The organism is Ktedonosporobacter rubrisoli, assembly GCF_004208415.1.
GTDB classification, from domain to species: domain Bacteria; phylum Chloroflexota; class Ktedonobacteria; order Ktedonobacterales; family Ktedonobacteraceae; genus Ktedonosporobacter; species Ktedonosporobacter rubrisoli.
Genome location: NZ_CP035758.1, coordinates 2507711 through 2529503 on the forward strand (window position 1 = coordinate 2507711; position 21793 = coordinate 2529503).

12 protein-coding genes are annotated in these 21793 nt (G+C 52.3%); 6 read left to right on the top strand and 6 right to left on the bottom strand.

Going from position 1 to position 21793, the window contains the following annotated elements; all coding sequences use genetic code 11:
* The first annotated feature begins 530 nt into the window (after positions 1–530).
* Both EPA93_RS11500 and EPA93_RS11505 read left to right on the top strand, forming a co-directional pair.
* Positions 531–1862 carry an MFS transporter gene (locus EPA93_RS11500; protein WP_165423034.1) on the top strand — a complete coding sequence of 444 codons (1332 nt, stop codon included), beginning with the start codon at positions 531–533 and terminating at the stop codon, positions 1860–1862.
* A gap of 362 nt (positions 1863–2224) precedes the next feature.
* Entirely contained in the window at positions 2225–3103 is an 879-nt protein-coding gene (locus tag EPA93_RS11505) for a MurR/RpiR family transcriptional regulator (RefSeq protein WP_129887524.1), read from the top strand.
* A 66-nt stretch (positions 3104–3169) separates the two neighbouring features.
* Here EPA93_RS11505 and EPA93_RS11510 read toward each other — a convergent pair whose 3' ends face one another.
* Both EPA93_RS11510 and gabT read right to left on the bottom strand, forming a co-directional pair.
* Positions 3170–3712: a nucleoside deaminase gene (locus EPA93_RS11510; protein WP_129887526.1), complete on the bottom strand. Its 543-nt coding sequence runs from the start codon at positions 3710–3712 to the stop codon at positions 3170–3172.
* 284 nt (positions 3713–3996) lie between these two features.
* On the bottom strand, positions 3997–5319 hold the full coding sequence (gene gabT, locus EPA93_RS11515; protein WP_129887528.1) for a 4-aminobutyrate--2-oxoglutarate transaminase: 1323 nt from the start codon (positions 5317–5319) through the stop codon (positions 3997–3999).
* Between the two features lie 207 nt (positions 5320–5526).
* Here gabT and EPA93_RS11520 point away from each other — a divergent pair, with 207 nt between their 5' ends.
* Positions 5527–9204 carry an ATP-binding protein gene (locus tag EPA93_RS11520; protein WP_129887530.1) on the top strand — a complete coding sequence of 1226 codons (3678 nt, stop codon included), beginning with the start codon at positions 5527–5529 and terminating at the stop codon, positions 9202–9204.
* A gap of 373 nt (positions 9205–9577) precedes the next feature.
* Here the strand turns inward: EPA93_RS11520 and EPA93_RS11525 are convergent, their stop codons facing one another.
* On the bottom strand, positions 9578–11314 hold the full coding sequence (locus EPA93_RS11525; protein WP_129887532.1) for a molybdopterin-dependent oxidoreductase: 1737 nt from the start codon (positions 11312–11314) through the stop codon (positions 9578–9580).
* A 590-nt stretch (positions 11315–11904) separates the two neighbouring features.
* On the opposite strand from EPA93_RS11525, the gene fxsT reads away from it, so the two are divergent.
* Together fxsT and EPA93_RS11535 are read left to right on the top strand one after the other, a co-directional pair.
* Positions 11905–14397: an FxSxx-COOH system tetratricopeptide repeat protein gene (gene fxsT, locus EPA93_RS11530; RefSeq protein WP_165423035.1), complete on the top strand. Its 2493-nt coding sequence runs from the start codon at positions 11905–11907 to the stop codon at positions 14395–14397.
* Between the two features lie 470 nt (positions 14398–14867).
* Positions 14868–17303 (top strand): tetratricopeptide repeat protein, encoded by a 2436-nt coding sequence (locus tag EPA93_RS11535; RefSeq protein WP_129887536.1) that lies wholly within the window; start codon positions 14868–14870, stop codon positions 17301–17303.
* Between the two features lie 54 nt (positions 17304–17357).
* Here EPA93_RS11535 and EPA93_RS11540 read toward each other — a convergent pair whose 3' ends face one another.
* A complete protein-coding gene (locus EPA93_RS11540) occupies positions 17358–18557 on the bottom strand; it encodes a glycosyltransferase family 2 protein (RefSeq protein ID WP_129887538.1) in 1200 nt (399 codons plus the stop codon).
* 257 nt (positions 18558–18814) lie between these two features.
* Here EPA93_RS11540 and EPA93_RS11545 point away from each other — a divergent pair, with 257 nt between their 5' ends.
* The gene (locus tag EPA93_RS11545) at positions 18815–19960 is read left to right on the top strand and encodes a HAMP domain-containing sensor histidine kinase (protein WP_165423036.1); all 1146 of its coding nucleotides are present in this window, start codon (positions 18815–18817) and stop codon (positions 19958–19960) included.
* A 38-nt stretch (positions 19961–19998) separates the two neighbouring features.
* Here EPA93_RS11545 and EPA93_RS11550 read toward each other — a convergent pair whose 3' ends face one another.
* Complete coding sequence (locus EPA93_RS11550) at positions 19999–20781, bottom strand: TMEM175 family protein (RefSeq protein WP_129887542.1); 783 nt, start codon at positions 20779–20781, stop codon at positions 19999–20001.
* A gap of 97 nt (positions 20782–20878) precedes the next feature.
* A complete protein-coding gene (locus tag EPA93_RS11555; RefSeq protein WP_129887544.1) occupies positions 20879–21676 on the bottom strand; it encodes an MIP/aquaporin family protein in 798 nt (265 codons plus the stop codon).
* Between the last annotated feature and the right edge of the window lie 117 nt (positions 21677–21793).

The following is a 21793-nucleotide window of genomic DNA, read 5'->3' on the forward strand; positions in this document are numbered from 1 at the left end:
GCCTTAAAGGAAAAGGAAACGGGTCTCATCCGCTCATTGGCGGCGTGTTCCGTCCCCCAGCAGAGGACAATTCGCTTGCTCACGACGGAGGCTGCCCTCTGCACTCCTGCCGCCTGCGAGAATTACATAGCCCTGGAGAGCTTGTGCTCTAATTTGACAATCTGCCAGCTCCTTAGGTACACTTGTTTTATGCAAAATAAACAAATTGGCAGCGCAACTATCTGGCGCTGTGACAGCAGCAACAAAGATCTCTCCATGAGTGCCGTGGCCGCGTAGGCGAACACGCCGGGCTTACGCGGCAGAAACAGGCATAGGTTATCTCCTTGTAACAAGCCAGCCCAGACGGATGGTCGTTTGAGGTAAGTTACAGCCTGCGATTTTTCTGCCTTGATTCACTCCCAACGTGTTCGCTAGCTACGCGGGCACTCCTCTTTATTAAATTTTTGCAGGGCCGCACTCCCTGTGACAGACTGTGCCCGCTTCCCACGACAAATAATAGTGTTTTTCAAACTTGGATGGGAGCTAATCATATGGCACAAAAACCTGACTCCTCAGATTTGTATACCGACGATCTTGCCGCCTCAGTCCACGCGGAAGTCCCTAGCAGAGAGCGGCGACCTGATCCTCCTCTCTGGCGCAATCGTGACTATATGTTGCTCTGGAGTGGGCAAATGATCTCTAGTATCGGAACCCAGGTTTCGCAGATCACTTTGCCTCTACTGGTTCTGGCCCTGACCTTTTCGCCTGTGCAGGCTGGTCTTGTAGGGGCGCTGCGCGGCTTGCCTTTTGCTATCTTCTCACTCCCTGCAGGGGCGCTGGTGGATCGCTGGGATCGCCGGAAAGTAATGCTGTTGTGCGATACAGGTCGTGCCCTGGCTCTGGGTAGCATCGCTGTAGCGCTCTGGTTGGGATGCCTGAGCTTGCTCCAGCTTTGTTTGGTCGCGCTCATCGAAGGAACCCTCTTTACCTTTTTCTATCCCGCTGATGTGGCCTGCTTGCCTCGCGTGGTCTCACGAGAACAACTTCCCGCCGCTACAGCGCAAAATTTTGCCAGCGATTCACTTTCCTCGTTGCTTGGACCGTTCTTAGGAGGAATGCTTTATGGTATAGGACATGCGGTACCTTTCCTGTGCGATGCCTTTTCCTATGTATGCTCGGTGATAGGCCTCTTTTTCATGCGTACAAAATTTCAACAAGAGCGGACCCAGGTTTCGAGCCCGATTTGGCGTGAAGTCATGGAAGGGTTGACCTGGCTCTGGCAGAATCCTCTGCTGCGCTTGCTGGCCTTGCTCTATTGTGGGTTGAGTACACCTATCTATGGATATGCGTTGGCCTGGATTACCTTAGCTCAAAGATTGCATGCTACACCGTTTGTGATTGGTGCTCTCTTTGCCTGCAGTGGCATTGGGAGTATTGCAGGTGCGCTGCTAGCACCTGCAGTGCAGAAACGTCTTCCCTTTGGCCGGCTTATAGTCTGTTCGGCCTGGATCTGGGCTATTGGCTGGCTTATATATGCTTATGTTCCCAATTTGCTGATCTTTGGAGTGATTGTGTCTCTGGCGTTTATCAATGTATCCATTTTTAACGCCACCCAGTTCAGCTATCGCCTCATTGTCACGCCTGACCACTTACAGGGGCGGGTCAACAGCATTTTTAGGCTTATTGCTTTTGGCGGACAGCCTCTTGGCTTACTCGTTACTGGCTGGCTGATCCAGTGGACTGGCCCAAATTGGGCGGTGATAATACTCTTTGTACCTCAAGGTCTGGTGGCCCTGATGGCGGCACTCTCTCCGACGCTGAGAGGTACACCATTTCTTAGCCAGTTAGGGCAAAAGAAGATAGAAGATGCTCACTGGGAATAGAGTTTTTCAAACGCTTTGCAGCATTTGATCTTGACATAACTTCGCCAAATTCTTTTAGAGTTATATCCACCTCTGTTTGGCGAAGTTATGGGTTGATTACAATTGCTGTGATTATCTGATTGACTTGCTTATGTTTAGCGAAGCAGAGAAATATCCGCGCGGCATGGTTTCCTACAGTGATTGTCTTTCATCTTATTTAGCGCTATACTAAATTGAACAAAATGCGATTCGTGAAACAGAGTATGGCTGGGCGAGCTAGCATGCGATGCGTCAGGCAGTACTATACCCAAATGAAGCAAATTAAACTCGGGTAAACACGAAGGCTGGCTTTTACGTTTGATGGTTTGAAGAGGAGTCGGTATTTGCAGTATTATCCCTCGAATGAGCAGCCGCTTGTCTCCGAAGGCGTGCTGGCCCGTCTGCGCGCCATGTACGAAGCGCTTACCGAGGCTGAGCAGCGTGTGGCAGACTTTATTATGCAACATCCCCAGGAGACTATTCATCTCTCCGTCCAGGTCCTGGCTCAGCGTATGCAAGTGAGCGAAGCGACCATTGTGCGCTGTTGCCGCTCAATTGGCTATCACGGCCTGCGTGACCTTAAGCTTGCTCTGGCCTCAGAGAGCGTCACGCCTCTCCAGGAGATCCACGAGGACATTTTGCCCGACGATCAAGTAGGAACCGTGACTCGCAAGGTGCTGCAGTCAGATATACAGGCGATTGCCGATACGCTGACCGTGCTTGACGAGAAGCTGTTAGAGCAAGCTGTCGAGAAATTGCTAAGAGCCTCGCGTATCGAATTCTTTGGCGTTGGCTCGTCGCTGCCTATCGCGATTGATGCCTATTATCGCTTTTTGCGGATTGGTTTGCCGGCCGGCGTGGCAACCGATCCGTTGATGCAGGCCATTTCGGCTACCCATTTGCCGCCGGGCTCTGTGGCTTTTGCCATCTCGCATTCTGGCCGCACTAAAGAGACGCTCAATGCCTTACGCTGCGCCTGGGATACTGGGGCCTTCTGTATCTTGTTGAGCAGCCATGCCAACGCGCCCCTTAGCAAGTATGCGCATATTCAGCTGGTTACCTCGGCGCGCGAAACTGCTTTCCGTACCTCATCGCTGACAAGCCGTATCGCGCACCTCAGCGTGATTGACGCCCTCTATGTGGCGGTGGCCATGAGGCGCTCCGAGTCTTCACTGGCTGCCCTGGAACGTAGCACCTCAGTGCTTGATGAGTACTCTCTCTAAGGCTTCAGGGGCTTTTTCTGACCTCTACAGAATGTTAAGCCTTGGTTTTTGCTCATTTCTTGCAGATTAGTTCTCATCGTTTGTCACGACATGTTCGAGCGTAGTTACCAATGTTTTAGCCCATTCCCACAGAGGTTGAGGCGCAGAAGGAAAATTCTTAACATAGGCTTTAAAGAGCTCCAGACTCTCTTGTCTGAGTAAGCCCCCTTCTATAGAAGGAACACGATAAGCCGGGAAATTTTCTTCCTTCCTTCGCCATTGATGAGCTAAAGATACTGCGCCATCGCCAGGAGCTTCCAGGGCATAATAGATCCGACCGAGAAAAAATGACATTGCGGCTCCCATGCACATCAGGCAAGGCTCCAGGGTAGTAAAGAGCGTTACATTGGCGCGTTTTCTCGTTCCACTCACAAGCTCATCTGCCTTCAGCAAAGCTAGCAGCTCGGCATGAACTAGCATGCGTCGTTCGGCTCTCTCTGCTGTATGCGCGCGAGCAATAACTTGACCATCAAGTACTACTACTGCCCCGATGGGCAGCTCGCCTTTCTCTAAACCTTCAGCGGCAACTTTTAGAGCTTCCTGCATAAAATGCTCTGGAGAATTAGACATTCCAGCCTCCTTTTGCTTGCTACTTCCTGGATTTTTATTCTACCTTTTCCCACCGGCTTTTACGAGCAGAAAAGAAGTCAATGCTTAACGGCGCCTGAATAGCCTCTTCCTGGCTTGTGATCTTATGAGCTCTGGCATCGCTCTGTTCTATGACGGCTGCTTGCTATAAGGAGAAAATGCTGGGAGGAGATTCTGCCTGTTGATAGAAAGAGAGCAGTCCTGGTATGTTAGGCCCGGACTGCTCTCTTTTAAGAGGGGCAGAAAAGACAAACGGTTTTTAGCGCCTACGCCTTCGTGCAGGCGACGATAGCCTCTTCAAAAATGCTAAGAGCTTTTTCTAGCTGCTCTGGTGTGGTGCTCAAAGGAGCCAGGATGCGGATCACGTTATCATAGATGCCGGCGCTTACCAGGACGAGGCCACGGCGATGGGATTCCGCAAGAATGCGGTTTACAAGCTCTGGATCAGGCTCGCGCGTCTGTGGATCTTTGACAAACTCGATCCCGATCATGCCGCCCAGGCCACGCACATCGCCAATAGCGGGTACGCGCTCCTGCAGCTTCTTTAAGCGCTGGATAACTATCTTGCCGGTTTCACGAGACTTAGCGGCCATGTCTTCTTTTTCGAAGAGATCGAGGACGGCCAGCGCGGCCACGCAGGCCAGAGGATTGCCGCTATAGGTGCCGCCAAGTGAGCCAGATGGCAGGGCATCCATAATCTCGGCCCGCCCAATCACGCCGCTGATGGGCATGCCGGCGCCCAGCGATTTGGCAAGGACGATAAGGTCGGGTACGACGTTCTCGTGCTCAACTGCAAACATGCGACCGGTGCGGCAGAAGCCTGACTGAATCTCGTCGGCGATAAACAGGATGCCGTGTTCTTCACAGATGGCCTTCAACGCGGGCAAGAAGCCAGGCGTGGGAGGAATCATGCCGCCCTCGCCCTGTACGGGTTCAACGACGACTGCGGCAACTTTATCGGGCGCTACCCCACCAACAAACAGGCGCTTGAGCTCGTCAATGCAACGCTTTGTGATCTCTTCTGGCGTCCCATCCATGCGATACTCATAGGGGAATGGTGCGCGATAAACTTCGGGCGCATAAGGGCCGAAGCCATATTTATAGGGCTTTACCCTGGCCGTCATGGTCATGGCTAGCAGGGTGCGACCATGGAAGGCCTGATCAAAGACGATAATGGCCGGGCGCCCGGTTGCAAAGCGGGCGATCTTAACAGCGTTTTCGACAGCCTCAGCGCCTGTGGTGAAGAATGCGGCTTTTTTGGCGAATTTGCCAGGGGTGATAGCCGCGAGGCGACGAGCCAGGGCCACGTACGATTCATACATGACAGCCGTAAAGCTTGTATGCATAAACTTCTCTGCCTGCTCTACAACCGCTTTGACAATCTCGGGGCGCGAGTGACCAATGTTTACTGCACCATGACCTACGGCGAAATCGATAAAATGGTTGCCGTCAACATCTTCGATGACAGCGCCTTCGGCTCGTTCGGCAAAGATATCTGTCTCAGAATGTACTGCGCGGGCGATATACTGGTCACGCTGGGCTAATAGATCTGCTGATTTTTTACCAAGAGCAGTTGTGGACCCTGACATGGTTTGACCTCCTGTGGTTGGTTGCTTCTCAAATAGTTTGGTGTAGCTGCTTCGCTTCAACATTGAATGCTTGATACTACGGCATGCCTCTAAACTTAACTCTTCAGTACAAAGTGGGCGTTCTCATTTGTGATTTGTACACTCTGATGATACAATGGAGGCGTTTGAGCACCGTTAACATAAGCGTTAACATAAAGATGGTAGTATATGAGCGAACTTGAACTGGCTGTACTTGGCTTCCCAAGCGCGAAGAAAGATGGGGCTGCGCTCTCCTTTCGCACCCATAAGACCCTGGCTTTACTGGTTTATCTGGCCATTGAGCCTGGCTTGCATGCACGCACAAAACTCACCTCGCTCTTCTGGCCTGATAGCACAGAGGCCCAGGGGCGTTCAATCCTGCGTACAACGCTGTTCTATTTGCGGCAAGCTCTTGGCGCTTCGGCCCATACTTCTGCATATTTACAGGTGACGCGCGATGCTCTTGGCCTGGCTCCCGAGATAAAAATTGCGCTGGATATCAATATCCTGCAACGCGCCCTGGGAGCGGCGACTGACAGTACCAAGGGCAAGGAGCTGCAGCTTTGCCAGAAACTAGAAAAGGCGCTCTCCCTCTATCGTGGTCCATTCCTCGATGGCTTAAGCCTTGGCGATCTGCCGGCTTTTGATGAGTGGGCCAGGATACAGCGAGCTTTCTGGCATCACCAGGTGGATCGCGTTTTTGATCAGCTCTCGCGCCTTTTGCTGGAGAGCGGCGAGGTAACGCGTGCGCGCGAGATTGCCATGCGTTGGATTGCCCATGAGCCAGGTAACGAGGCCGGGCACCGGCGCTTGATGCAGGTCTATATTGCGACAGGTGATCAACAGGCGGCCCTTGACGTCTATCACGCCTATCGTGTCCAGCTGGCACGTGAGAGCGATACCGGCCCAACGCCTGAGATGGAGGCTCTGGCAGCTCGCCTGCGTAGCGAGAGTAAGGCTACCACACGAGGTAAGCGCACTGCGGTGGCTGTCGCCACGCCGGCCACCTCGCCTCTGGAGATCCCATTGGTAGGACGCCGTGTGGAGGTCGCGACGCTTACCACGGGCTTTTATGCAGTAAACGATGGCATGATGCAAGTTGTGCTGGTGGAGGGAGAGGCGGGCATTGGCAAGACAAAGCTGGTTTCGGCCTTTCTCGACTGGGCTGCGGCCCAGGGGGCCGATGTGCTGCGTGGGCGCGCTTTTGAAACGGGTGGACGCCTGCCTTATGGTCCGCTGATCGAGGCCTTGCGCTCCCGCCTGGAGCGCGAGAATGCGCCTGAAGATTTGCTCTCGGATGTCTGGCTCACGGAACTTTCGCGTATCCTGCCGGAGCTACAGGAGCGCTATCCTGATCTCCCGCAACCTTTGATTGAGGGGACCGAGGGAGCCGGACGGCTCTTTGAGGCTATTGTGCAGTTGGGAGAGGCGCTGGCTCGCAAAGCTCCGCTTCTGCTCTTCCTTGACGATTTACAGTGGGCGGATGTGGCTACTGAGGATGTGCTTGCCTATGCCACGCGGCGCTGGACCGATCTACATACGCGCATTCTGCTGGTTCTGGCGGTGCGGCGCGAGGATCTGCTTTCGGGCCAGCGCAACTATCTGCAAAAACTAAAGCAAGCCCCTTTCACGCGACACCTGGAGCTGGGACCGCTGGCCCGCGATGAGGTTGTGCACCTGGTAACGCACCTGGCTCGTGCTCAACCGGGGCTGGCCTGGGAACAGAATAATAGCGAATCAAGCCCGGTCACCAGGTTTGGTCACTGGCTCTTTCAGGAGACTGATGGACATCCACTGTTCCTTGTCGAGATGATTCGAGCCCTTTTGGAGCGTGGCGTATTGGATCTTCGGCCTTCTGCACAGCAGGGCTGGGTGCTTGATGTCACCTCGGCGGCGCGCGATACCCATGCCCTACAGGGCGTCTTGCCGCCCAGCGTACGCGAAATTATTCGTTTGCGCCTGGCCCGCTTTACTTCTGAGGCGCAGGATCTTTTGCTGGCGGCGGCTGTGCTAGAGGACCAGGGTATTTTTGAGGCGCTCTGCCAGGTGGCCGATCTGGGTGAAACCAGAGGCTTGCAGGCCCTTGATGAGGTGCTGCATGGCCGCATTGTTCAGGAAGCTGGCGAGCAGCGCCCGGGCTATTATATCTTCGCGCATGATAAGGTGCGCACGATTGTCTATGCTGAGGCGGGAGAGGCGCGTAGACGGGTCTTTCATAAGCGCGCCTTTCAGGTATTGCAGGCTATGGCTGCTTCCAAGGCTGAGATAAGTCGGCATGCCCTGGCGGCCGGATTGCTTGAGCCAGCTGCCAGTCTGTGTATTCAAGCTGCGGATGAAGCAATGGCAGTTTTTGCCGTTCAGGATGCCATCGTCCTGTACGAGAGGGCTCGTCAGTTATTGCGCGAGCGCCGAGGCCCGCAAGATCTCCTGCATTCCCTTAACCCGTTGGAGGTGCAACAGCTCTATACACAACTTGGCCTGGCCTATCAATTGAGGGATGAGTGGGAAAAGGCTAAGGGACTCTATGAGGAACTGCTGGCTTTTGCCGGGAAGCTTCAGAATCCACTGCTTGAGTGCGCGGCGCTGATTCGCCTGGCCGGCGTGGCGACGGGGCCTGACTTTGATCTCTATGCCGTGAAGAAGCTTTTGCTGCAGGCTCGTCAACTGGCGGAAGTACATGGCGATCTGGCCGGGGTAGCTGAGGCGACCTGGAATCTGGCCCAGCTAGGCAGCTATAGTTGGGACCCGGTTCAGTTTGGCTCGCGCGAGCGCTGGATGCATACGGTCCAGGCTCTGGGGCGGGCTGATCTGATTGCCCGCAGCGTGCGCGGAGTCAGGGCCAATGCTCATTTGTTAAAAGGAACCGAGTGGGTAGCTCACAGCTCGGCTAACGAGGCGGCACGCTATGCCGAAGAGGCCCATGCGCTCTATGCGCAACTGGGCAATCAGGTAATGGAGGCCGATTGCCTGTGCCTTGTCGCTTCCGCCAATATTGAGGCTGGCTGGCCAAAGAAAGCCATCCAGGCCGCTCAGGAAGCCCTTTCGATCAGCTTGAAGCGTAAAGATCCCTGGCGACAGATATGGAGCACGCTTTTGCTGGCCTGGAGCTTGCAGGAGTGCGGCGATTACGCGAAGGCTCTGCAGCACTGCCAGGAAGCTTGCCAGTCTGCACGAACGTGGGGCTTCTCGCCGCTGCTCTGCGAGGGGTTGTTTACGCTGGGAACGATTCATGGAGCCTTCTTCCAGCTTGAAAAGGCGCGCGCTGCCTATGAGGAAGCCCAGATTGTGCAGGCGGGGCTCAGCTCATCAGTTTATATAGAGGTTCTGCTCACCAGGCTTTGTGCGATCGCTGTGCTTACCCGAGACTGGGAGCAAGCCTGCAAAATGGCGCGCCAGGCACTTGATATTCGTGAACAGGTAGTACTCTATCCAACCGGGCTCTGGCGCTGGTATGAGATTGAGGCTCTCCTGCGCGATGGGGAAGAAGAGCGTACGATCCTGGATATCCAACGCTTCAGCCAATGGATCGGCAATAATCAGCGCTATCAAATTCCCTATTTACGCTCGCAAGCTGTGCTCAGGCAATGGCAAGGCAAGAAAGAACAGGCTATGGCCTATCTGGAAGAGGCCGCAGCTCTGGCCGAAAGGCTTGGCTTGCCGGCTGAGGGCTGGCCGATTTATGCGGCCCTTGGCGAGCTTTCTCTTGAAGTGGGCAAGCCAGAACAATCTCAGCATGCTTTTGCCCGTAGTGTAGCGATCATAGAGGAACTGGCTGCACAGATTGCGGACCCGGCTCTGCGCCAGGATTTCTTGCAGGCTCCTCATGTACGCTCTGTGCTGGATCAACAAACGATTGGCCCCCAATGAACCCTTAAGCAACTCCTTAATATAGGGAGCCGTAAAAGAAATAGTTTACGGCTCCGTTTTTTGTTTTCTTCTAGTATTCGCTTACGTTACAGGTTTTACGCCCTTGTAAAAGAAGATACAAGGGATATGTCGAGTTGCGTCTGTCTATGATTGTACAGGCAGTATAAGCAAGCTGCTGCCTCGTAGTTGTCGCAAGAGGTAGATAATCGAGCGCTGTTCGCGGCCCTTGTACATGGGATATGTTGCAGATATAGCAACTTCACGGATCTTGCAAAGCGAAGGAACTTGACGCATTGCCGAGTAACAAGCTATAAGTTCGCGCCAGGTTGCAGTCAAGGCCGCAACCTGGTTATGTCCTCTTTTACAGCTAGCGTTAAATCTCGGTACGATAGCCGTAAAATTCGTGATCCTCGTTATAGCCGCCATGACCCTCAAATTGATTCTTATAAGTCTCCACAAATTCAATTGCCTTGATCCACTTGACCATTTTAAAGCCCAACTGATTCTCTACACGTAGGCGCAGCGGAGCGCCGTGTTCATCGTTCAAGGGCTGATAGTTCATCTCATAGGCGAGCAAGCTCATATCATGTTCAAGATCGTGCATCGTATGCGAATCGTAGTATTCGCCGCCCTCCAGGCCTTCACCGTACGAATAGAAGATAGCATAGTGAGCTTCCGGCTTCGGATTCACCAGCTTGATCAATTCATTGAACGGCACTCCACCCCATTCGGCAATGCCCGACCAGCCCTGAATGCAGTTATGCATTGTGGTCTGCTGCTTCTTTGTTAGATGCTTGATATCCTCAAGCGACAAATCCACAGGGTTATTCACCAACCCGGAGACCTTAAGCCGGTAGTCCTGCCAGTTGTTCTCTTTGAGCCTCTTCCACTCCTCGCTTGTCGGTAATTTCCCATTCTGCCAGAAGTAAGGCGAGATCTGTTCTTTCTTATACTGGGCGCGCACACTCCGGTCAAAGACGAGATCCATGATAGGATTCACTGTAAGGGCGCTGATCTTTTGTAGCACGTTAGGAAACTTCCAGGAGAAGCTCAGTGCTCCAGCCGTCAAGGCAAGACCGCCCCCAACGGCGAGTAAGGTTAGCCAGAAGCCCAGAAAACTTGTATTGTTGATGTTGAGAGTAATGCCATTTAAGTTGGCTAAAAGGCCAGTATAGGCGACAAGGATCATATGTCCAATATAGAAGAGGATGAAGAAGCACATCAAGAGAAAATGCAGCGAGCGCGCAATCTGGCGGTTGCCAAAGATGCGTTGATACCATTTGAACTGATTGTCGAAGGCCGGTGACATCGCAATTCCGGTCAGGATCTGTAAGGGCGCCACGATGAAGACGATGGCAAAGTAGGTGAGTTGCTGCAAGGCGTTGAAGCGAACATAGCCGCTAATGCCGTAGATCCTGGCCGGATCGTGCAGGCTACCGTATTGCAGAGCGCAGGTCACGGCACCGGGAAAGAGGGACCAGCTTGTGGGTACCAGTCGTTGCCACTCGCCAAGGGCAAATTGCAGGATAATAAAGGCGGCTCCGGTGAGAATGAAGAGTATATCAAACATGAAATGCCAGTGACGCGCGATACCGATGGTGTGGCGTCCTCCGGGCAAACCCAGCCAGTATGGCGCGGTGACCGAATCATCTTTTGAGGTCCACTGGCTATTCTTCGGCACATCGCCGCGCCAGCGCAACCATTCCTTGCCCGGCGTGCAATTAAGCGTCCAATAGAGGCGTGGATGATCCAACAGGATGTTGATACCACTGCGCACAAGAAATAGAAGATAGATAAAGGTCAGGAGATGAGTAATACGCACCCAGAGCGGAAAGCCAGGCTTGACGGCCGGGTCCGGCCTCACGCAGGGAAAGGTGGCGATGAAGGACTGTACAGCCGGGAGCTGTACCAGCCAGAGGCATAGCAAAATGCCGATCACGACAATGATGGCCAGGGCAAAGAATGCCGGCATAATCAGGCCGCGAATGCGGCGATACTTGCCGAAGAGCTTGATCTGTGCCACCGCCGGGGCATAAGGCATGGCTTCCAGTTTCCGCTGCTCGCTTTCGGGATGAAAGAAATCTGGTTGAGGATTGATAAGTTTGCTCATCTTCTGGGTTGTCTCCTTAGTATGAAAAGGGCGGGCCGCTTCTCTCTTGCTCTACCAAAGAGTAAGCTGATGCACCATGCTCGCACCTACTCGCTTGATGCATGAAAAAATCATCCACTTCTAAAAGACACGTGGGTAAATGAGCAATCGTAACAATTGGCAAGAGTTTACTAATGCCGCCTGGGAAGGGGAAAAAGGAAAGAAAACATGGAGAGAAATTACCTAATGGTCCAAGTAGAAATACGCACTCCTCCCTACTTCTCTGCTTCAGCACTCGATGCCCTGCCTGGAGGCGGAAAGAGGGGCGAACGCTAATGCACAGAATTGATGATCTTGGATATGTTGCCCGGATAATGGTACTCCTCCACCAGATTAATTTTGAAATTTGCAGTCAAGAACAGAATAATTTACAGTTATTTAGGATAGTTGATAGAAGGCGAGATGCCTAGAAAAACCTTGCAATTTTGGGCATACAGGGTCCTGCCTTGAAAAAATAGCTCTTGTTGATCCAATTTGTTTTGTAATTATTGCTAATGGGCTATAATGCTCTTACAACTTTTTTCTTTATCAGAGTAAGTTATAGAGGGGCTATGAAAACCAGCCAGCATTTAGGAAAACGTTTGCAACAGGAACGCCTACGCTTCCATCTTTCTCAAGAAGCCCTTGCCGAAGCCCTGGGCGTATCACCCAGAAGTATCAGTCGGTGGGAACGAGGTCAAAGCATCCCCCGGGGATACATCAGGCTCAAACTTAGCCGTTTTTTCGGATTGCAGCCGGAGGATCTGTTTGTTGAGTTGGACGAGCGGCTATCCCCCTCTTCTTTTTACAACATGCCAGGGCCGCCCAGCCCTTGTTTCACGGGTCGCGAGCAGGTTCTCGAACTCTTGCATGGCCGCCTTGGCCTTGAGTGGGGAACAAAGCCTTATCTGGCCTATGCTTTGCAAGGGTTGGGAGGAATTGGCAAAACGCAAATAGCCTTGATGTATGTCCAGCGTTATTCTGCAGAATATCAAACAGTCCTCTGGATCAATTCTGAGAACAGCGAGAGCATTTTCGCCAGTATAGAAAGCCTGGCCCGTCTGCTGCAACTGCCCGAAGCCAATCAAGCCGATCACCAGAGCATTGTAGATGGGCTGCGGCGCTGGCTGGCTGTGCATGATCGCTGGTTACTTGTCTGCGATAATTTGACAGATCCTAAGCAGCTACAAGACTACTTGCCTCCCGTCAGGCGAGGTTCTATCCTGATTACTACACATAATCAGACCCTGGGGCCTTTTGCTCAAGGCCTCAATCTGGCTCCTCTGGGGAAGGATGAGGGAACGTTATTTCTGCTGCGGCGTACCAAATTATTGCCCCTTGAGGCAACAGACGAACATAAGCAGCAATTTGCTTTATGTAGACCTGATGAGTATGCAGCAGCCTGGGAAGTCGTTTCGCTGCTGGGAGGATTGCCTCTGGCCCTCGATCAGGCCGGCGCTTATATTGAAGAAACTGGATGTAGTCTCGCGGAATATGTCCAGCGTTATAAGCAGCAGCGGGCTCTTTTGCTAGGACGACGTGGGCTTTCGGGAGGTGAGCACCCTGAATCCGTGGCGACCACGTTTCTGCTCGCCAGTCAACAGGTTGAACGTGAGCAACAAGCTGCGCTCGATCTGCTCCGTGTGTGCGCTTTTTTGCACGCGGAAGCTATTCCAGAAGAATTGTTTCGGGTAGGGGCTATACATCTGGGGCCTTCGCTTGAACCGCTGGCGCGCGATGCCCTCCAGTTTGATCTAGCGATTGCAACCCTACGCCGCTTCTCCCTGGTGCAACGCCAGCCCGAAACTCAATCTCTCTCTATTCATCGCCTTGTGCAGGAGGTCCTCAAAGCGAGTATGAACGCACAGGAACAGATCAGCTGGATGAGGCGGATTATCCTTGTGCTCACTTCCCTATTCCCCGGCGTTATCTCTGATACCTGGAAACAGTGTGAGAGGCTGCTCTCCCATGTTCTGGCGGTGGCAAATGAATTTCCCGATGGGATTGAGGACCAGGCCCTGGCTGAAATCTTGCAAAAAGCTGCTGACTATTATCGTGAGCGCTACCAGTATCGGCAAGCCGATGAGTGGTATCAGCGGGCCCTCCATATCTGGGAACAGTATGGGGAAGCGGGATATCCAGGAATGGCCCATGTCTATAATGGTCTGGCCCTGCTCAACTATGATCAAGGGCAGTATCAACAGGCAGAGATATGTTACCAACAGGCGCTTGATGCTGGCCAAAGAGGATTAGGCGAGACGCATTATGAAGTAGTTCGGGCACTCATGGGCCAGGCGCTTCTCTACCAAACCGTTGGCAAATACGCAGAAGCCGAGCCCCTTTACCTGCATACCATTGGCCTCCTTGAGCAAAGTCAAGCCGAGCCGGCCAGGCTGGCCTACCTGTACAGTAATCTCGCCGATCTTTATCTTCTTCTGGGAAAATATGAGCGGTCCGAGTCACTGGCTTTGGAGGCTCGGCAGATATGGGCTCAGGCCTTTGGCGAGATGCATACGCTTGTAACCTATCCGCTTCTCACACTGGCAGAATTATATACGGAACAAGGAAAATACAGGCAAGCGGAACCGTTATATCAGCAGGTCCTCACTATTCGCGACCAGTTGCTTGGGCCGGCAGATCCGTATGTGGCCGAGGCCCTTGTGGGTCTGGCCGATCTCTACCTGCTACAAGGAAAATACAACCAGGCCGACTCTTTATATCAACGTGCCCTCCATATCCAGGAATTGGTGCGGGGACCTACGCATCCTTCCCTGACCAGATGTCTTAATGGCCTGGCCAGGCTCTATGCTCAGCAGGAAAAGAAGGAGCAGGCAGAACGATTATACCGGCGGGCGCTGATGCTCCAGGAGAAGCGCCTGGGCCTTGATCATCCAGAAACGGCACAGATACTCTATGACCTGGCTCTCTTGCAGCAAAGACAGGGCTTTCTTGTTGAGGCGCGTGCCTTTGCGGAGAGGGCCTTGCAGATTCGCAAAGCTTGTCTTGGAGTAACTCACCCCAAAACGAAGGCCGCCCATATGCTCTATTCACGGCTACTAATATAAAGTATTTGCCTATTGTTTTAACGGGAAGCAGTGCGGAGAAGGAACATGATAGGTATCTATCATGGAGAAAGAAATTCATTCAGTGGAAACATTTAGGATATAAAAAGTAATTAAGGTGAAATGTCTGCCATGTGTCTGGATAATGTCATGGCCTAACTCTGCATTTCTGATTACACTATCGACGACAAAACCTCTGAGTGCCAATCACACACGCTACCAACATGGAATATGTTAAGAGGGTGCTACCTTTACCCTCTTTATTGTGCTTATATTTTATTAGCAGTACGAACAGAAGATGCTATGCAGGAGAAATTATGAATAGCAGGCTTTCGTATATACGTTGCTGGGACTTCTTCGATAGAGCGTCAGAAGCATATGAAACTTGATCGCTGGGCTGGGTGTGTAGAGACCCTAAGGAGCCCTTTGGTTTCCTATTGAGAATTCAGGCACTTTAAGGGAGAGAAATAGACATGGTTAGATATGCAAGGAAAGAAAATTCCTCAACGCATGTACCCAATGAGCGCTTGCGGCAAGAACGCCTCTCGCATGGTTGGTCGCAAGCCGATGTCGCCAGACAGGTAGGTACTGATTGCTTTACAGTTAATCGTTGGGAGCGAGGGAGGGCTCATCCCAGCCCCCACTTTCGTCAGCGGCTGTGTGCGCTCTTTGCGAAAACGGTATCTGAACTGGAATTATGGCCTGAGCTTCCCCAAAAGGTTAGCCCTGTTCCGGCTTCACCTCCCTCTTTCCAACCTCGTTATTGCTCTCTGCCCTGTATGCGCAACCCATGTTTTACAGGCCGAGAAGAGGTTTTACATACCATACATACTTTCCTCACGGTTACACCGGCTACTAAGCAGCTTCAGGCGCTTGCTCTTGTGGGATTGGGCGGGATAGGTAAGACACAAGTGGCTATTGAATATGCCTATCGGTATGCTGATTGCTATCAGGCTGTCTTCTGGTTGGCCGCAGAAACGACGGAGAGCCTGGTGGCAAGCATGCAACAGATTGCCGAACAGCTCAATCTTCCTGAAGGCCAGGAGGCAAAACAGGATTGTATGCTGAACGCGGTCCAACGCTGGTTCGCTACCTGGACTGGCTGGCTCTTGATTGCTGATAACGTGGAGGATATGGATATTCTGCGCATGGTTCTGCCGGCTAACTGCCAGGGGACGCTTCTTGTGACGAGTCGTCAGCAGACGCTTGGTCCTCTGATTGAGCCTTTTGCCCTGCTGCCAATGAATATGAAGGAAGGCATGGAACTGCTAGGTCATGCGGTGCGGCGAAGTCTGTTCAATCTGGATGCCACTGCTACCGAGTACATGGCGCTCGACCAGCAGGAAGAGGCTGCTGCCAGGGAGCTTGTAACGGCGTTAGGAGGACTACCCTTAGCCTTAGATCAGGCCCGCGCTTATATTGAGGAGGCCGGATGTAGCATTGCTGATTATCTTCAGCGCTTTCGTACCCAACGAAAACAAGTCCTGGCTCATCGGGGCAGGCATAGTGGCGTTCATCCTGACTCCGTTTCTACAACACTTACGCTTTCGATAGAACAAGTAGCTGACAAGCATCCTATGGCGCGTGAACTTCTGAAGGCTTGCGCCTTTTTGTATCCTGAAGCGATCCCCGAAGAGTTCTTTGTGGAGGGTGGTGCCCAGCTTGGGGATATTTTGAGCTCAATGGTAGCTGATCCTTATCAATTTGACCAGGCCCTGGCAGTTTTGCGCAGCTCCTCGCTGGTGAGGAGGCACGCTGAGACTCACAGCTTCTCTCTTCATCGCCTGGTACAAGCGGTCCTACAGGATCAGATGAGCCAATGCGAAGAACAATTGTGGCGCGAGCGTATTATCAAACTGCTGAGTACAATGTTTCCCGATGGGACCTTCGCTACCTGGAGGCAGTGTGAACGTTATCTGACACACGCTATGGCTTGCTTACAGTTGCTTCCGCAGGCAGAAAATGTGCTTGCCCAGGGTGGAGAACTTTTATGCAAGATAGGAGGGTATCTGCTGGAGCGTGGGCGCTATCGTGAGGCTGAGCCACTACTCGAACAAGCTCTAGGCCTGGGGGAGCGACAGTATGAGTGTATGCATCCAGCGCTCATCCCATTTCTCATGAGGCGTGCTGAGCTCTATTGGAGACAGGTTGACTATCAGCAGGCCGAAGCCTTGTTACAGCGTATCCTGGAGATAGAAGAACATTGCCTTGAAGCGGATCATCCAGAAGTTGCCGAGGCGCTCAATAATCTGGCTCTGCTCTACTGGCAGCAGGAAAAATATGAGCAAGCCGAACCTCTCTATCAGCGCGCGCTGGCCATTAGAGAACAGCGCCTGGGACCTGAGCATCTAGGAACCGCTTCTACACTTGCTAATCTGGCTCTGCTCTATTGGAAACAGCAAAGGTACGAGCAGGCCGAACCTCTCTACTTAAGAGCTCTACAGATAGAAGAGCGATGCCTGGGACGCGAACACCCGGAGACTGCAGGCACGCTTCATAATCTTGCCTATCTCTATCGCGACCTGAAAAGATATGAGGAGGCGGAGTTGCTCTATCAGCGTGCTCTGCACATCTATGAGTCGCAGTTGGGTCCTGAGCATCCCGAGATTGCTGGTACACTTAATTGCCTGGCACACTTGTATCGGGATCTTGATAAGTGTACGCAGGCGGAAGCGCTCTATCAGCGCGCTCTCCATATAGAAGCGCAACAGCTCGAATCTGATCACGTTGAGGTTGCCAATACGCTTCGAGGCCTGGCCGCGCTTTATGAAAAACAGAAGAAATATGAGCAAGCCGAGGCGCTCTATCAACGCGCTTTACAAATTTATGAGCTTCACCTGGGCCCCGAGCAGTCAGAGGTAACCACTACCCGTGGCTGCCTTGAGCGCCTTCAGCAAAGCAGGCTTTAGGGAAGCAAAGGCCTATTGAAGCTCCATAGTCCCTGCTTCCTTCTAGCCCATAACTTATTCAGACAAGAGATTAGCGGCGGATTGAGTTCTGTATTGTCGTCCTTTCCATTCTATGCCTTTGCTACGGTAATACCAGCGAATCGAGTTCAGCAAGATGAGACAGTCAAATAGTATTGCGATAGGGTGCAGCAAACAGAGCGGAAGCATCATGGCTCCTGCTCTACCCTCAAAATGTAACGAGAGCGTTATCCGCATGGTAATAGTTATCCCATAGATTATGCTGGAGAGCAATACCGGTAAAGGTGACAGTGGAACAAACAGTGAATACAGCAGCAAGAATGGGGTCAGAACATAGAGCAGCAGCTTGAGGATAAGCCCAGCCAATGCAAACATAAGCGCATGATTGTAGAACGCAAAGAAATTCTTAGAGTATCCCTGCCAGATCTCTGCTAGAGATCGATACATCCGGCAGCGAACCAGCAAGAGCGCATTGACGAAGATCATGCGATAACCGGCGGCCCTGGTTGCTCGTGCTAACGCAACATCCTCAAGAATATTTCCTTTTACAGCGACATGCCCACCAATAGCTTTGTAGGCCGAGCGTTCGAAGCAGAGAAGTTGCCCATTACCTGTTGCCAGGATTGGCGCCTTGCTACGCGCCATAAGGGGAAGAGGGAGAAATGTCATATTCATAAAATTGAAGGAAGGCATAATCAAGCGTTCCCCCAGACCATTCAGCATGTACTCAGGCTGAGCAGTCAACAGCTGGACACGAGATCGCTTCATGCAGGCGAGGACTGTGGCAATCGTTTCAGGATGATGGATGGTGTCAGCGTCAGTAAAGAACAGGTAATCGCCCTTGGCGACCTGTGAGAGCTGATGGCAGGCAAAATTCTTGCCGGCCCATCCAGGCGGCACTTCGGCACCTGGTAAAAGGCGCAGCCGTCCTTTCTGTGCAGCCGGTAGCTCATCAATGATGCGCAGAACGATCTCCGCCGTCGCATCATCGCTCGTGTCATCCAACACCAGCACCTCTAGCCGCTCATAATGTTGGGCAACCAGAGAACTGACGCAGGCAGCGATATTGTGCTCCTCATTGCGCGCCGGAACAAGAATGGAGAAGAAGGGAGCCGTTTGCTGCTCATGATTTTTTAAGCTGACAGGTTGCAGGCGCGAGAATGTGAGTAAGTTGAGTATGAAAAAGAGAAAGAAGATGATGGTAAGACTCATGGCAAAGCTCATAATAATTAACATATTATCCTCCGGGCTAAATGAAATGCATGAGAGGAGTATAGCGTGCGAGGTGCATCACTGTGATCACCAGGAGGTAGCTATTTTGAGGTTGACATTTGGGGGAACACTTGCCTGTTGCTTGAAGGGCTATAGAGGGAAGGCAAGCGCCGTTCCCCCAAATGGAGGTAGTGCCCTCCCCCACACAGGTGATCACCTATACACTATGCAGATGGTATACTAAAGAGGTACTGCCTTCCAGAGAAGGCGATTCCCAGCTGATGTTTCGTTTCTATGCCAGAGAAAGCGAGCCCGTGATGCTCAAGCCCTTCTCGCCCAGGCCTTCTCGATCATCGAAGCGCCCTTTCTTCCCATTTCCTGGCTTCGCAAGCTTACAGATGCGTCTGGGATGTGCCTATATGTGGACGAATATGCTTCTGGTGGTGGTGTTCCTCGTCCTGGTTGTTGTGGTAAACTGGCTGGCATTCTGGCTCCCACATCATTCTCCCGCAGGCCAGATCTTGTGGTGGGCTTCCATCTTTCTCCCCGGCGCTGCCCTGCTGCTGGGTGTTGCTCTACCCATCTTTGCTCTAATAGGTGGGCTCTTTGGTCTCTGGACTTCTCGTAAGCTGGTGCTGCGGCTACGGCAGCTGGCCCATGCGACAAGAATCATTGCCAATGGAGACTACTATACGCTGCGTGTCCCGGTTCAGCGCAAGGACGAGGTAGGCGTCCTCGAAGAGCAATTTAATCGTATGGCCCAACAGCTGGCTGAGAGCCAGCAACGCGAACAAGAATTGCTTGCACAGAATGTGCGCTGGGAGGAACGCGCACGACTGGCTCGTGAACTACATGATGCTATCTCCCAAAATCTCTTCTCGTTACGTCTGTTAGCTGAGGGGATGCAGACCAGTCAACTGGAGCCGGCCGTATTCAAGGAGAAGCTAGCTCTTGTTGGGCGCACGGCGGAGACTATCACGCGGGAGATGCGGGTTCTCCTGCTAGAGCTGCGCCCGGTGCAATTGGAAGATCTGGGCTTAAAAGAGGCTCTGGAAGAACTTGCAGTTATGTACCACGCGCGCCTCGATCTGGCTATCGTCACAGACATTGCAGAACTTGCCTTGCCGGATCAGATGGAGCATGCTCTCTTCCGTATTGCGCAGGAGGCAATTTCTAATGCGGTTCGCCATGCGCAGGCGAGCTGGATTAGTCTTAAGCTGGCAGCCAGGCAAGAACAGGTGATGCTATGTGTTGAAGATAATGGCAAAGGCTTCAAACCTCTTATGCAGGAGAGCTACTATGGGCTGGGATTGCAATCGATGCAAGAGCGAGTTCGAGAGCTCAAGGGAACCTTGCAGATTCAGAGTATGCCTATGCAGGGGACTTCTATCTCTGTGTATCTATCCTATAAAGGGAAAAACGAGTAATAAACTCTTCAAGCTACCTATATTTAAGTCCATCTCCTTTATTGCTGCTCAATTTTCTGGTATTTCTCGTCATCTTTATTACTTTCTTCGCTGGGCAAATTTTGCGCCTTGTCCGCAGGAGGCACCTCTAAAGCAGGAAAGAACCTGTGTAAAATGCGACCAATGAACACCGCGAAAATTGGTAGAAAGATCCAACTCCAATAGACCTTGCTAGGCTGGTCGTGAAAAGAAGGAATGAGAAGCAATAGAAGCGATAGGCAGAAATATACCGGAACGATGAGGGAATGGATGGATCTAGAGGCAATCAATGTAGAGTTGGTTTCCGGACCAGTTAAGCGGTGCCTCCAGGAAGCATACAACCATAGTAGCTGCGCGCTACAACCGCAGCCGATCAAAGAAAGCGTGTAAAACACTACACCTTCTGGGAAGTCGCTGTATTCGGCGGCGATATTGAAGGCGACAGGGAAAAAGACGATAAAGGCAAGAAAGAGGAATGTGAGCGAGATAAAGACTTTATCCAGGCGCTGGATATAGCGCATCATCGTGCGATGATCCTGCCATAATTGTGCCAGGAGAAAAAATGTAATCAAATAGATCACAATTTTTGGCAAAAGTCCCATGATATTGTTATGTACGAAGCCAGCGGGATCAGCGATATGTGCGGGAATTGGGGGAAGCTTGATATCGAGCACGAGTAGTGTGATGGCGATGGCAAAGACTCCATCGCAGAGCATAACGAGACGATCCTCTCCTGGTGAGTGTTCTTCCTGTACCGGTTTCCCGAAAAGACTTTCCAAAGGGGGTCGTATGGGCCGTGACATGCTATCTCCTGAGCTTGAAAGTATGGCTTAGTATAACATGGAATTGCTGTTGAGAAAAGAGAAAAGTAGGTGTCAGCTGCGGTGAGAGCGTCGCTAGCTATTTGCCTTTAGCTGCCTCGACCGCCTTGGACGTTGTTCTTCCGCGTAGGAGCCAGGCCAGGCCAGCCGCGATCAGAGCTCCCACGAAAGGTGCAAGGATATAGATCCAGACCTCTCCCAGCTGTCCACTGACAAGATATGGTCCAAATGAGCGGGCAGGATTCATTGAGGCTCCGCTAATGTGTCCAGCGAACAAGCCGCACAGGGCGATAGTCCCGCCCACAGAAATGGCCATGTTGTTACCAACCAGCTCACCTTTGGGAGCGACCCCGAGAACAACGGTGACTAGAATAAAGGTGAGTAGAGCTTCTACCGCAAAGACATGCATCGCCTCCATATGGGGTATAGTAGCGCCTAGCTGCCTCACGTTGCCAAAGAGCAGACGGATGAGCGCTGCTGCAGCCAGGGCCCCGATCAGTTGCGCGATCCAGTATCCTGGCACACGTTTCCAGGGAAAATCCTTGCGCAGGGCAAAGGCGAAGGTGATAGCTGGATTGATATGTGCACCCGAGACACTGCCAAGTGCGTAGATGATGGCCATGACAATCAGTCCGCAGGAGGCGTAGTGGGCTGCCGAGTTGATATCCTGATGGAAAAGATCGGCTACAACAATGCCCCCTGCCTCAACGATAACAAGCATGAACGTGCCTATAACTTCAGCCAGCAGTCGTCTTAGCTCCTCGCGCATGCGTTGCGCAGAAGAGAGCTTTTGGGCTTCAGCCTCCCGACTATCCTCTGGCTGATCGTGTGTTTTTGCCTGCTCATCGTCTGGCGACTGTTGTTCCTGGCTCATCATTACTCCTATGTCTGGTGTTCCTGGTACAGCTTCCTATGCTATTAATACGAACAGTCGCCTATCCAGAGAGACAAGTGCAGCGCCGTTCAGAATAACCCGGGTTGGGTGTCTCTCACG

Bases quoted from the DNA above. Each gene is read 5' to 3' on its own strand.
- EPA93_RS11545 (WP_165423036.1), top strand. From the start codon at position 18,815: ATGTTTCGTTTCTATGCCAGAGAAAGCGAGCCCGTGATGCTCAAGCCC.
- gabT (WP_129887528.1), bottom strand. From the start codon at position 5,319: ATGTCAGGGTCCACAACTGCTCTTGGTAAAAAATCAGCAGATCTATTA.
- EPA93_RS11520 (WP_129887530.1), top strand. From the start codon at position 5,527: ATGAGCGAACTTGAACTGGCTGTACTTGGCTTCCCAAGCGCGAAGAAA.
- EPA93_RS11500 (WP_165423034.1), top strand. From the start codon at position 531: ATGGCACAAAAACCTGACTCCTCAGATTTGTATACCGACGATCTTGCC.
- EPA93_RS11540 (WP_129887538.1), bottom strand. From the start codon at position 18,557: ATGTTAATTATTATGAGCTTTGCCATGAGTCTTACCATCATCTTCTTT.
- EPA93_RS11555 (WP_129887544.1), bottom strand. From the start codon at position 21,676: ATGATGAGCCAGGAACAACAGTCGCCAGACGATGAGCAGGCAAAAACA.
- EPA93_RS11525 (WP_129887532.1), bottom strand. From the start codon at position 11,314: ATGAGCAAACTTATCAATCCTCAACCAGATTTCTTTCATCCCGAAAGC.
- EPA93_RS11550 (WP_129887542.1), bottom strand. From the start codon at position 20,781: ATGTCACGGCCCATACGACCCCCTTTGGAAAGTCTTTTCGGGAAACCG.
- fxsT (WP_165423035.1), top strand. From the start codon at position 11,905: ATGAAAACCAGCCAGCATTTAGGAAAACGTTTGCAACAGGAACGCCTA.
- EPA93_RS11535 (WP_129887536.1), top strand. From the start codon at position 14,868: ATGGTTAGATATGCAAGGAAAGAAAATTCCTCAACGCATGTACCCAAT.
- EPA93_RS11510 (WP_129887526.1), bottom strand. From the start codon at position 3,712: ATGTCTAATTCTCCAGAGCATTTTATGCAGGAAGCTCTAAAAGTTGCC.